Source organism: Pseudomonas sp. 20P_3.2_Bac5 (genome assembly GCF_025466035.1).
GTDB lineage: Bacteria > Pseudomonadota > Gammaproteobacteria > Pseudomonadales > Pseudomonadaceae > Aquipseudomonas.
Genome location: NZ_JANLOA010000019.1, coordinates 1 through 10,974, shown reverse-complemented (window position 1 = coordinate 10,974; position 10,974 = coordinate 1). Strand labels below are relative to the sequence as shown.

Here is a 10,974-nt window from a genome sequence, read left to right as displayed (position 1 = left end):
CATGGCACTCACCCTGAGCAAAAATCAGAGCATCTCGCTGGAGAAAACTGCCGGCACTGGCTTGACCTCGGTCAGCCTGGGGCTGGGTTGGGATCCCGTGAAACCGACAGGCTTCTTTTCCAAGCTATTGGGTGGTAACGAATCGATCGATCTCGATGCGTCGTGCATCGTTCTGGACGCTGGCCTGAATCCGGTTGATGTGGTCTGGTTCCGTCAGTTGCAGTCCCGGGACGGCTCGATCAACCATTCCGGCGACAACCTCACGGGCGAAGGCGATGGCGACGATGAAACCATCTACGTCGACTTGCAGCGCCTGCCTGCCACCGTTCATTACCTGGTGTTCATCGTCAACAGCTTCCGCGGGCAGACCTTCGAGCAGGTTCAGAATGCCTACTGCCGCGTGTTGGACCAGTCCACCAACAAGGAACTGGCGCGTTTCAACCTGGCCGAGAAAGGCGGGCATACCGGTGTGGTAATGGCCAGCCTCAGCCGTGACAGCGGTGGCTGGCAGTTCAAGGCCATCGGCCAGTCCACCAATGGCCGTACTGCCGAAGAGCTGGTCGACCTGGCCATCCGGGCGGTGCGCGGATGACTACCCTGACGCCTGGTGGTAATGCGCCGGTAGCCTCCGGCCAACTGCGTGTCGATATCAATTATTCGCCCATTCCTGGCGCTGATATCGACGTTTCCGCCTTCGCGCTGGGCAGTGCGGGCAAGGTCCGTGGTGACGGTGACATGTGCTTCTATGGGCAGACCGGCATTCTCGGTGGGGCGATCCAGTTGAGTGCGACCTCGCCGGGGCGGGCCGAATTTACCCTGGATCTTGCACGTCTCGATACGTCCGTGGAAAAAGTCGCCCTGACGGCGACCATCCACGAGAACAAGGCGAGCTTTGATCGTGTGTCCACGCTGTCGCTGGCGGTCAGCGGTGGTATCGAAGCACAGATTCCGACCCGTGGCATGAACGAGACGGCGCTGATTCTCGGCGAGTTCTATCTGCGCCAGGGGTTGTGGAAATTCCGCTGCGTGGGCCAGGGCTTTGCCGGCGGCCTGGAACCACTGGCCAGGCATTTTGGCGTCGAGGTCGCGGCACCGGCGAGCCCGGCGCCGGCTGCGAGCCCGGCTCCGGCTCCGGTCCCGCCGGTACCTGCCGCGCCGAAGTCCTCGGTCAGTCTCAGCAAGGTCACCCTGGATAAAACCCGCTCCAGCATCAGCCTGGAGAAAACCGCTGCCGGTTTCGGCGAAATCAAGGTCAACCTGAACTGGCACCGTGGCAGCGGCGGCGGTTTCTTCAGTCGCAACAAATCCATCGACCTGGACGTGGGCTGTCTCTACGAACTCCAGGATGGTGAAAAAGGAGCGGTCCAGGCGCTCGGCAACAGCTTTGGCGATCTGGACTACGCACCCTTCATCCAGCTCATGGGGGACGACCGCACAGGATCGGTCGCCGGTGGCGAATGGCTGCATATCAACGGCAAGAAGTGGAGCGAGATTCGCCGCATCCTGATCTACGCCTTCATCTACGAAGGTGCGCCCAACTGGCGGGCTACCGACGGTGTCGTCACGATCTTCGTTCCCGGTCAGCCGGAAATCGAGGTTCGTCTCAATGAAGAAGGCGGCAGCCTGGGCATGTGCGCGATCGCGATGCTCGAGAACGTCGGCGGAGGCGTCAAGGTTACCCGCCGGGTCGACTTCCACCAGGGTCACCGCAAAATGGACGAAGCCTACGGCTGGGGCATGCGCTGGTCCGCCGGCTCGAAATGAACAACTGATCCAGCGCAGCCATCTGGCTGCGCTGAACGAGGGAACAAGCAATGCTCGAGTGGCTTAAAACCAACGCGGCGAAAGCCCGTGAAACCTTGACGACCGAAGTCGGCAAGATCAAGAACCGGTCTTTCATGGAGGCTGCGGCCAATGCCTGTGCACTGATTTCCGCTGCCGATGGCGAGATCAAGTCTGAAGAAAAGATGAAGATGGCTGGCTTCATCAACAATTCGCCTGAGTTGAAGGTCTTCAACCTCAACGATGTGATCAAGGTATTTACCGATGCCTGTGGCAAGTTCGAATTCGACTTCCAGATTGGCCAGGCTGAAGCCCTGAAAAGTATCAGCAAGATCAAGGGCAAGGATGCCGAGTCTCGCCTGCTGGTTCGCGTTGCCTGTGCCATCGGTGCATCCGATGGCGACTTCGATGCCAAAGAAAAGGCCGCCTGCCGCCTGATCTGTCTTGAGCTGGGTCTGAACCCGGCTGATTTCGAACTCTGAGGAACTGAAACGTGGAATCTCATATCGGCTTCCCACCGCTGACCATGGCGGTCTTTGTCGGCATCGCGCTCGGCGCGCTACTGCTGGACATGGTTACTCACCGTAATGACAAGCCAATCACCCTGGCCGGTGCGTCGATCTGGTCGCTGTTCTGGGTCGCGATTTCCCTCGCCTTCGCCGGTTTTCTGTACGTCCAGCATGGCCCTGAAGCGGCCAGCCTTTTCGTTACCGGCTATGCGCTGGAGAAGGTGCTGTCTGTAGACAACCTGTTCGTGTTCATGGCCATTTTCGCCTGGTTCAAGGTTCCGGATGGCTTGCGTCACCGCATCCTTTACTGGGGCATCATCGGCGCCATCGTTTTCCGTGGCGTGTTCGTGGCCATCGGTACGGGGCTGCTGGCCTTCGGTCCGTGGGTGGAAATCGTCTTCGCGCTGATCGTCGCCTGGACCGCAGTCATGATGCTCAGAAGCGGCGGTGACGATGAAGGCGAGGAGGACTACTCCCAGCATATCGCCTACCGTTTTGCCAAGAAGCTGTTCCCGGTATGGCCAAAGCTGTACGGTCACAACTTCTTCGTCAGTCGCAAAGCGCTCGAAGTGGAAATTCAGAAGCCCGAGAACAAGGGCATGAGCCTGGCGGCCAAGGGCGGCATTTTCGCGACCCCGCTGTTCCTCTGCCTGGTAGTGGTCGAGGTTTCGGACGTCCTGTTCGCGTTCGACTCGGTTCCGGCGGTCATCGCCGTGAGCCGCGAGCCCCTGATCGTCTACTCCGCCATGCTGTTCGCGATCCTTGGCCTACGGACCCTGTACTTCGTTCTGGAAGCGCTGAAGCGTTATCTGGTACACCTGGAAAAAGCGGTTATCGTGCTGCTGTTCTTCATCGCAGCCAAGCTGGGCCTGAACGCCACCGATCACCTGTTCCACCATGGCATCAGCATCGATCCGAACACTAGCTTGCTTATCGTGATGGCCGTTCTGGTCATCGGCATCCTGGCCAGCGTAGCCTTCCCCGAAAAGGAAGATACGTCGGCTGACAGCAGTAATCAGTAGCAATCACAAGGAGTTGTATTCATGGCACTGACTCTTCAAAAAGGCGGCAACCTGTCCCTCTCGAAAACCGATCCGAGCCTGACCAAGATTCTGGTCGGCCTTGGCTGGGACCCGCGTGCTACCGATGGTACCGAGTTTGACCTGGACGCCAGCGCCTTCCTGCTGGGCGCCAGCGGCAAGGTTCGCGGCGAATCCGATTTCATTTTCTACAACCAGCTGAAAAGCCTGGACGGTTCGGTCGAGCACACTGGCGACAACCGCACGGGTATCGGTGAGGGTGATGACGAAGTGATCAAGGTTGACCTGAGCCGCGTTCCGGCTGACGTCGACAAGATCGCGTTCACTGTCACCATCCATGACGCCGAAGCCCGCAAGCAGAATTTCGGCCAGGTCAGCAATTCGTTCATCCGCATCGTCAACGAGGTCACCGGCGCCGAAGTGGTTCGCTATGACCTGGCAGAAGACGCTTCGGTGGAAACCGCGATGATCTTTGCGGAACTGTATCGCAACAATGGCGAGTGGAAATTCCGTGCAGTCGGTCAGGGCTACGCCGGTGGCCTGCGTGCGTTGGCCAACGGCTACGGTCTGAACTTCTGATCGCCCCCTCAACTGAACAAGGAATCACATCATGGCTGTAAGTTTGTCCAAGGGCGGTAACGTCTCGCTGTCGAAAGAGGCACCAGGCCTGAGCGAAGTCATCGTGGGCCTGGGCTGGGACCCTCGCGTTACCGACGGCACCGAGTTCGACCTCGATGCCTCCATCTTCATCACCGGTGAAAGCGGCAAGGTGCTGAACGACAGCAGCTTCATCTTCTACAACAACAAGAAGTCGGCCGACGGTTCCGTCGAGCACCTTGGCGACAACCGCTCGGGTCAGGGCGAAGGCGATGACGAACAGGTTGTCGTGAAACTGACCAGCCTGGCTGCTGAAGTGAAGAAGCTGGTCTTCGCGGTCACCATTCACGATGCCGATGGTCGCAAGCAATCCTTCGGTCAGGTTTCCAACGCCTACATCCGTGTGCTGAACAAGGCTGATGGCAAGGAAATCGCGCGCTACGACCTGTCCGAGGACGCCTCCACCGAAACCGCAATGATCTTCGGTGAGCTGTATCGTCACAACGACGAGTTCAAGTTCAAGGCGATCGGTCAAGGTTTCGCCGGTGGCCTGAAGCCGCTGGCTGAAGCCCATGGCGTAAGCATTGGCTGATGCTCCCGATTGGCCTGAGTCCCGGTTAGGGATTTGAGTCAAACTCGGAGTTTCCAGAGAATCCGATACCAGCTCCTGGTATCGGATTTTTTATGTCCACTCACCCGGTCAACGAATGATGTTTTTCGCGGTGGCTTCCTTGAGCCAGCCGGGGAACTCCTCCATCAACTGGTCGTAAAGCTGCTCTTCCGAGATTTGCTGGAGGTCGTCCAGCGCGAAGAAACCGCAGTTATCGACAACGCGTCCCTTCATGTCGTCGAGCTTTTCGAGGATGCCGTAACCGTTTCCGCCCAGGCCGACGAACTGCCAATACAGCGGCAGCTTTGCCGCTTCGCTCATCAGTGCGGTGATCTTGCGATTCTCGTGCACGCCGCCATCACTGATGAACAGCACATACACCGGGGAGCGATCGTTGGACGCCAAGTAGTGCTGCATCACCTGTTCCATCACCTTGGGCTCGTCGTTGACCCGGCTGCCCAGGTCCCAGTCGCGCCAGCCGCCCTTGTCACGGGCGATGAAGTCCTTGTAGTTGGCGAGGGTGATCTCGGACAGCTTCTGCGGCCTGGAGGCGAACGCCCAGCAATCGATGGAGCCATCATCATCGAAGTGGACAGCCAGTGGCAGCAGACGGTTGACGACTTCCTGCACCCGCCCCTTGGAGTACTGGCCGTTCATCGAGCCGGATGCATCGAGTACCAGTGCCACGCGAGCCTTTACATGGGTGAGCTTGGCCTTTTCCAGACTGACCTGCGCCTTCTTCGCCAGGCTGAGCAGTTGCGGGGCTGCGGCCGCGACCTTTTTCTCCAGTGACACCGTGGACTGGATGACGGCAGGCGGTGCGACAGGTTCATCAGCGACCTCTCCACCGAAATGCTTCACTAGCGCCCCGAGGCCTTCGTTGAAGCCTTGCAGGTTGGACGCGAGTCGCCATTGCCCGTCCTTGCGGTAGATGTCCGCCACCATGATGGCTTTCTCGCCACTGAACGTGCTGGCGCTGAACGGGCAGGTGGCAACCACTTGCCCGGCACTGTTCTTGATGTTGAACAAACTTGGCTGGATGTCACGCATCGCGCCATGGCCGTCGATGGCGGCGGTGAACACCAGGCGGTCGATCGAGGGCGGCAGACTGCCGAGGTTCAGCGCGAAATCGCCAGGTCCGGTCTGGCGCACGCTGTTGCACGGCGTGGTGGGCTGGTTGAAGAAGGTCATGTAGCGATCATCGGACAGTTGGCCACGAGCATCCAGGCCGAAGCAGGCGAGATCGATGGTGTGCGGCGAGTGAATCTGGATCGAGAACGACAGGGTGTGATCCTGGATGAGGTTGGACAACGGCACACGTTGTCCTTGGCTGATCTGCATGAAGCACTTCCTTGAATGATCGAATAGGTCCTGGGGGCCGGGCGCAATAATAGCCTGTCATCGGGCGCGCTGCGCAGATCAGGCGCGGCCCCATGAACAGGCTCCCGGCGTGGTCGGTAGCAGACCTTCGTCAGACCTCCCCCGTCACCGATCGCACCTTTTCCGGCGGCTTCAACGAGCCGATATACACCGCCACCACCGTCAGCAGCGCACCGCCGATCTGCAGGGCGGAGCTGGCCTTGTCGAGGAACACCACGTCGACGAAGTAGGTGATCACCGGTTCCAGCAGCAGGATCAGGCCGGCGAGGCCGAGGCTGATGAAGCCGATGGAGCGGTTGACCATCAGCCAGCCGACGAACTGCACCATGACGCCGTAGATCACCAGCATCAGCAGGGTCTGGCCGTCGACGATGGCCAGGCTTTCCCCGGTCAGCAGGGCGTAGCCGAGCATCACCAGGCCGGCCCAGATACTCAGGTTGAGCATTTGCGCGATCTTGTCGCCGCCGCTGTCGGGCAGGTTGCTGGCGGCCTTGAGGTAGTAGACGCAGATGGCGTAGGCCAGGCCCGAGGCGATGCCGAAGATCACGCCTTTGGTGCCGAGGCTGCTGCTCATTTCCGGGGCCAGCAGCAAGTACAGGCCGAAGAACGCCAGGACGATGGCGATGGCGAAGTTCAGCGACGGTTTTTCCTTGAGCAGGTAAAGGCCGAGCAGGGTCATGAAGAACACCTGGCAGTTGGTCAGGATCGAGCCGATGCCGGGGCCGACGATGTAGATGCTGTGGTGCCAGAGGATCAGGTCGATGGCCAGGAAAACCCCGGCCAGCGCGGTGAGTATCACGGCCTTGCGGCTGGGAAGGCGCACCGGGACCTTGCGCCATTTCAGGCTGAGGTAGAACAGCACCGAGGCGAACAGCATGCGGTAGAACCCCGCACCGCCCGCGCCGATGTTGGCGAAGGCCACGGCCAGCGCCGAGAGGCTGAGCATCAGGCCGCCCAGGGTCAATTCAAGTAAAGCGCGTTTGTTGTGCATGACAGTGACTCGACGTTAAGCGTCTTTCAATCCGGTTCAGGGCCGGGTGGAGGCCAGTTGCAGCCAGGTGCGCACGGGCGGGTAGGCGAGGATCGCGTCGGCGTAAGCCTGCAAGGGCGCCGGCAGGGCGATGCCGAAACGGCGGAAGCGGAACACGATTGGCGCGTACATAGCGTCAACGATGCCGAAGTGCTCACCGCACAGGTAAGTGCCGTGGCCGCTGCGGGCACGCAGGTCGCCCCAGATCTGGAAGATCCGCGCGATTTCTTCGCGGGTTGCCTCGAGCAGCGGTTCGCTGGTGTCGCCGGTGTTCAGGCCGAAGGACATTTGCGTGCGCAGGTTGACGAAGCCCGAGTGCATTTCCGCAGCGGCGGCGCGGGCGAGGGCGCGCAGTTCACGCGCGTCGGGCCAGAGGTCGGCCTGCGGGTGGATTTCGGCGATGTACTCGGCGATGGCCAGGCTGTCGTTGATGACCAGATCGTCGACCAGCAGCGCCGGAACTTTGCCTGACGGCGACAGTTTGAGGATGTTGGCGTGGGTGTCGTCCTGTTCCAGCAGGACCTGAGGGGTTTCGAAATCGACCCCGGCCGCATTCAGCACAAGCCATGCGCGGAACGACCAGGAAGACTTGTTGAAATCGCCGATTGCCAGCTTGATTGCCATGGGTGTGAGCTGCCTGTTAGGTTTGAATGGAAATCAAACTTAACAAGCTGTTTCAAACGGCGATTGTACGAAACTGGACTGCGACATGAATGACAGGCCGCACAACCGCAGTGTTGAGCCCACCGGCGACTTCTCCCGATTCCTGCGCATCCCCGAAGGCCGCTGCGAATTGCTCAGCGCCCGCTACAGCAATCAGCACTTTGGCCGTCATTCCCACGACCGCTATGCGCTGGGGGTGATTACCCAGGGCGTGGAAAAACTCTATTACCGCGGCGCCAATCACCTCGGCACGGCGGGCACCGTGGTGACCCTCACGCCTGGTGAAATCCACGACGGCGTGCCGGTGGACGAGGCCGGCTGGGTCTACCGCATGCTCTATATCGAGCCAACGTGGCTGAATGATGTGGTGCTGCAAGGGCGTGGCGGCACCAGTCATGTGCACTTGTTCCGCGAGCCTATGGCCCATGACCCGGCCCTGGCCAGCGCCCTGCTCACGGCCCACAGCACCCTCGCGGCTTCGGCCCTGCCGCTGGAGCGCGAGACGGTGCTGATCGAGGCGCTGGCCGGGTTGTTCCAGCGCCACGGTGTAGAGCTGGCCGGGCAGGGGCGCTCCGAGCGCGACGCGGTGCGGCGGATTCGCAGTCGGCTGGACAGCGAGCTGGAGCATAACCTTTCGCTGGAAACCCTCGGCCTGGAAGCGGGCATGGACCCGCTCTACCTGATCCGCGTGTTCAAGCGCGAGGTGGGGGTGGCGCCGCACAGCTACCAGATCCAGAAACGGGTGGCGCGGGTGCAGGCGCTGCTGCGTGCTGGCATGGACCTGGCGGAAGCCTCGGTGGCGTGCGGCTTCTTCGACCAGAGCCACATGGCCAGGGCCTTCAAGAAAGTCGTCGGGGTGACGCCGAAGGCCTTTCGCGACGGCCTGTTTCGCGCCGCGAGATAAGCCGTCGGCACCGGCTCACGGCTGCGGGTTGCTCCACCAGAAGGAAGGGTATTCGTCGAGCGGGTAGCGGTTGCCGTCGTAGCGCAGGGTCTTGCTGACCGTGCGCGACACCGGCTTGGCGTAGCCACTGCTGACCTGGGCCTGGACGATCAGGTCGGCGTAGCCCTGCGACTGCTGCGTGCCAACGCTGAAGGTCAGGGTGGCCTGCTCCATTTCAAAACCTTCGCTGCAACTGACGCCTTTCAGGGTGGTCCAGTTGCTCAGGTGGGTGGTGAGTACCGGGCGCAAGCCATCGGCGTCGGGCACCACGAGGGTGAGCAGGTTGCTGTAGCCGGCATCGGGGCAACTGGCGCCGCGGGCGGTGCTGGTCATGACCACGCCGAAGGCGCGTACTTCGGGGGCGAGGCGATAGCGGGCGGTGTCCAGCCACAGGCTATTGGCGCCGAACTCCAGCTCGGCATCTTCCGCCATGTCCTGGTCGAGGCGTTCGCGCAGCCGCCCGCTGTCGGTATCGACTTTCGCCACCAGCAGGTGCGGGCTGCGTTCGCCGGGCGGCTGGTGATCGTCGGCGTCACGGTAGGCCACCGCGACCACCGACAGCGCCGGGTCATCAGGCCAGCGCTTGCAGGCCGCCGCAAGCAGTGGGCCGTCACTGTCATCGGTCGGCGTGGTCCAGCCCTGCTGTTGCAGTTGGGTGGCCAGCGAATCGAGCAGTGGCTGCGGGCAAGGTTGCGGTTCTCGCGCCACGGCATCGGCGAGCGGCAGCAGGCAGAGCGTCAGGATGGGCAGGAGGCGGGGTGGACGGTCCATGTCGGGTCTCGATCAGCACGAAGGGTCGCGTATGCTACAGCGCTGATGGCCAACCCGCGAAGGAGCATTCATTGGCTCGACCCGTCCGCTCGGCTTCCCTTGATCTGCTGAAGTGGCTGGCGATCGTCACCATGGTCGGCGATCACCTGCGCTACCTCTGGCCCGAGCAGCATTGGCTGTTTGTGGTGGGGCGGCTGGCCTTTCCGTTTTTCTGCCTGGCGATTGCCGCCAATGTCGCCCGCACGCTCCCCGGCACGCTGTTCACCCCCGTCAACCTTCGTTATCTGGGCTGGTGCTTGGGTTTTTCGCTGCTGTCGGAGCTGCCGTACCGCTGGCTGGACAGCGGCTCGCCGACCCTCAACGTGATGCCGACCCTGACCCTCGGCCTGTTGGTCGCCTGGGGTGTGCACCACCGCACGCGGATGGCCGGGCTGCTGGCGCTGGCGGCGCTGCTGGTCGCGGTCTTCACCAGCGACCGGTTGATGTACGGATGGCCGGGGGTGTTGCTGCCGGCGGCGTTCGTCCTGGCCTTGCACGACCGGCGCTATATGTGGCTGGCCGGCGCGCTGGCGGTGGGCGGCAACCTCACCAATGGCTGGATTCTGCACAACGCCTTGCAACCGATATCGATCGTGGTCCTGGCCACGGCGTTTCTGTGCGCGCCGTTCGGGCTGGGGCTTTTGCGCCTGGACGTGCGCCGCGCCGTGCGCCCTGTCGGGCGCTGGGGCTATGCGTTTTATCCACTGCACCTGGCGGCGATCAAGCTGTTGAGCGTTTTTAGTTGACTCCGGGGATGACCGGCCGCGTTTCCCTTGGCTATGATGCACCCCCTCGTTCCCACTAGCCGTGCACTCGATGAATAACAACAGCACCCTCTCGCAACCCTTGCGCAAACGCCGCAGCCTGGCCGAAGAGCTGGTGGCTGCCCTCACCGGGCAGATCCGCGACGGCCTGCTCAAGCCGGGCGAGAAGTTGCCGACCGAAGCGCAGGTCATGGAGCAGTTCGGCGTCAGTCGCACCGTGGTGCGCGAGGCGATTTCCCGCTTGCAGGCCGCCGGCCAGGTGGAAACCCGCCACGGTATCGGTACCTTTGTGCTTGAGCCGCCGAGTTCGGGCCTGTTCAACACCCCGAGCGACACGGTGATGACCCTGGCCGATGTGCTGGCGGTGATGGAGTTCCGTATCAGCCTGGAAGTGGAGTCCGCGGCCCTGGCGGCGCAGCGCCGCACCGCCGAGCAACTGGCCAGCCTGCGCGAAGCGCTGGATGCGCTCAACGGGCTGATGGCCAGCGGCAGTGATTCGGCGGGCGCCGATTTCGCCTTCCACCTGTTGATTGCCGAGGCGACCGGCAACCGCTACTTCACCGATATCCTCGGCCACCTGGGAACCAAGGTGATTCCGCGGACCCGCCTCAGCACCCGCACTTACGCCCGCGCCGACGACCAGCGCCAGTACCTGGAACGCCTGGAGCGCGAACACGAGCAGATTTACAGCGCCATCGCCTCGCAGGATTCGGAGTCGGCCCGCGCGGCGATGCGTCTGCACCTGGGTAACAGCCGCGAGCATCTGCGCCAGGCGTATGAGAAGGCTCAGGCGCAGGGTTGATCCGCTTCGGGCCCTTCGCGAGCAAGCTCGCTCCTACACCTATA

General features: G+C 61.9%; 13 protein-coding genes. 9 read left to right on the top strand and 4 right to left on the bottom strand.

The features are described 5' to 3' along the window. The first annotated feature begins 1 nt into the window (after position 1). The 6 genes from NTD88_RS03070 to NTD88_RS03045 are packed head-to-tail and all read left to right on the top strand — an operon-like array spanning position 2 to position 4,520. Positions 2 to 592: a TerD family protein gene (locus NTD88_RS03070; protein ID WP_262155548.1), complete on the top strand. Its 591-nt coding sequence runs from the start codon at positions 2 to 4 to the stop codon at positions 590 to 592. Further along, positions 589 to 1,764, top strand: coding sequence for a TerD family protein (locus tag NTD88_RS03065; RefSeq protein ID WP_262155547.1), 1,176 nt, complete (start codon positions 589 to 591; stop codon positions 1,762 to 1,764). Before NTD88_RS03070 ends, NTD88_RS03065 begins: the two co-directional genes overlap by 4 nt. A 50-nt stretch (positions 1,765 to 1,814) precedes the next feature. Then, positions 1,815 to 2,264 carry a tellurite resistance TerB family protein gene (locus NTD88_RS03060; RefSeq protein WP_095156879.1) on the top strand — a complete coding sequence of 150 codons (450 nt, stop codon included), beginning with the start codon at positions 1,815 to 1,817 and terminating at the stop codon, positions 2,262 to 2,264. Positions 2,265 to 2,308: 44 nt separating this feature from the next. Beyond that, entirely contained in the window at positions 2,309 to 3,313 is a 1,005-nt protein-coding gene (locus tag NTD88_RS03055) for a TerC/Alx family metal homeostasis membrane protein (RefSeq protein ID WP_177454443.1), read from the top strand. A 21-nt stretch (positions 3,314 to 3,334) separates the two neighbouring features. Further along, on the top strand, positions 3,335 to 3,910 hold the full coding sequence (locus NTD88_RS03050; RefSeq protein ID WP_095156881.1) for a TerD family protein: 576 nt from the start codon (positions 3,335 to 3,337) through the stop codon (positions 3,908 to 3,910). A gap of 31 nt (positions 3,911 to 3,941) precedes the next feature. Then, the gene (locus tag NTD88_RS03045) at positions 3,942 to 4,520 is read left to right on the top strand and encodes a TerD family protein (protein ID WP_095156882.1); all 579 of its coding nucleotides are present in this window, start codon (positions 3,942 to 3,944) and stop codon (positions 4,518 to 4,520) included. Positions 4,521 to 4,628: 108 nt separating this feature from the next. On the opposite strand, the gene NTD88_RS03040 is transcribed toward NTD88_RS03045, so the two are convergent. From NTD88_RS03040 to NTD88_RS03030, 3 genes are all read right to left on the bottom strand, one after another. After that, positions 4,629 to 5,879 carry a VWA domain-containing protein gene (locus tag NTD88_RS03040; protein ID WP_262127511.1) on the bottom strand — a complete coding sequence of 417 codons (1,251 nt, stop codon included), beginning with the start codon at positions 5,877 to 5,879 and terminating at the stop codon, positions 4,629 to 4,631. A 130-nt stretch (positions 5,880 to 6,009) separates the two neighbouring features. Continuing rightward, a complete protein-coding gene (locus NTD88_RS03035) occupies positions 6,010 to 6,909 on the bottom strand; it encodes a DMT family transporter (RefSeq protein WP_095156884.1) in 900 nt (299 codons plus the stop codon). Positions 6,910 to 6,945: 36 nt separating this feature from the next. Continuing rightward, positions 6,946 to 7,572 carry a glutathione S-transferase family protein gene (locus NTD88_RS03030; protein WP_262155546.1) on the bottom strand — a complete coding sequence of 209 codons (627 nt, stop codon included), beginning with the start codon at positions 7,570 to 7,572 and terminating at the stop codon, positions 6,946 to 6,948. Between the two features lie 85 nt (positions 7,573 to 7,657). On the opposite strand from NTD88_RS03030, the gene NTD88_RS03025 reads away from it, so the two are divergent. Continuing rightward, complete coding sequence (locus NTD88_RS03025; protein ID WP_262155545.1) at positions 7,658 to 8,515, top strand: AraC family transcriptional regulator; 858 nt, start codon at positions 7,658 to 7,660, stop codon at positions 8,513 to 8,515. Positions 8,516 to 8,530: 15 nt separating this feature from the next. Here NTD88_RS03025 and NTD88_RS03020 read toward each other — a convergent pair whose 3' ends face one another. Beyond that, positions 8,531 to 9,325, bottom strand: coding sequence for a hypothetical protein (locus NTD88_RS03020; protein ID WP_262155544.1), 795 nt, complete (start codon positions 9,323 to 9,325; stop codon positions 8,531 to 8,533). A gap of 71 nt (positions 9,326 to 9,396) precedes the next feature. On the opposite strand from NTD88_RS03020, the gene NTD88_RS03015 reads away from it, so the two are divergent. Then, positions 9,397 to 10,110, top strand: coding sequence for a conjugal transfer protein TraX (locus NTD88_RS03015; RefSeq protein ID WP_262155542.1), 714 nt, complete (start codon positions 9,397 to 9,399; stop codon positions 10,108 to 10,110). 70 nt (positions 10,111 to 10,180) lie between these two features. Then, positions 10,181 to 10,930 (top strand): FadR/GntR family transcriptional regulator, encoded by a 750-nt coding sequence (locus NTD88_RS03010; protein WP_262155541.1) that lies wholly within the window; start codon positions 10,181 to 10,183, stop codon positions 10,928 to 10,930. Positions 10,931 to 10,974 lie beyond the last annotated feature (44 nt).

Excerpts from the sequence above, each read along its gene's own strand:
- NTD88_RS03070 (WP_262155548.1), top strand. The coding sequence starts at position 2 with ATGGCACTCACCCTGAGCAAAAATCAGAGCATCTCGCTGGAGAAAACT.
- NTD88_RS03065 (WP_262155547.1), top strand. The coding sequence starts at position 589 with ATGACTACCCTGACGCCTGGTGGTAATGCGCCGGTAGCCTCCGGCCAA.
- NTD88_RS03060 (WP_095156879.1), top strand. The coding sequence starts at position 1,815 with ATGCTCGAGTGGCTTAAAACCAACGCGGCGAAAGCCCGTGAAACCTTG.
- NTD88_RS03055 (WP_177454443.1), top strand. The coding sequence starts at position 2,309 with ATGGCGGTCTTTGTCGGCATCGCGCTCGGCGCGCTACTGCTGGACATG.
- NTD88_RS03050 (WP_095156881.1), top strand. The coding sequence starts at position 3,335 with ATGGCACTGACTCTTCAAAAAGGCGGCAACCTGTCCCTCTCGAAAACC.
- NTD88_RS03045 (WP_095156882.1), top strand. The coding sequence starts at position 3,942 with ATGGCTGTAAGTTTGTCCAAGGGCGGTAACGTCTCGCTGTCGAAAGAG.
- NTD88_RS03040 (WP_262127511.1), bottom strand. The coding sequence starts at position 5,879 with ATGCAGATCAGCCAAGGACAACGTGTGCCGTTGTCCAACCTCATCCAG.
- NTD88_RS03035 (WP_095156884.1), bottom strand. The coding sequence starts at position 6,909 with ATGCACAACAAACGCGCTTTACTTGAATTGACCCTGGGCGGCCTGATG.
- NTD88_RS03030 (WP_262155546.1), bottom strand. The coding sequence starts at position 7,572 with ATGGCAATCAAGCTGGCAATCGGCGATTTCAACAAGTCTTCCTGGTCG.
- NTD88_RS03025 (WP_262155545.1), top strand. The coding sequence starts at position 7,658 with ATGAATGACAGGCCGCACAACCGCAGTGTTGAGCCCACCGGCGACTTC.
- NTD88_RS03020 (WP_262155544.1), bottom strand. The coding sequence starts at position 9,325 with ATGGACCGTCCACCCCGCCTCCTGCCCATCCTGACGCTCTGCCTGCTG.
- NTD88_RS03010 (WP_262155541.1), top strand. The coding sequence starts at position 10,181 with ATGAATAACAACAGCACCCTCTCGCAACCCTTGCGCAAACGCCGCAGC.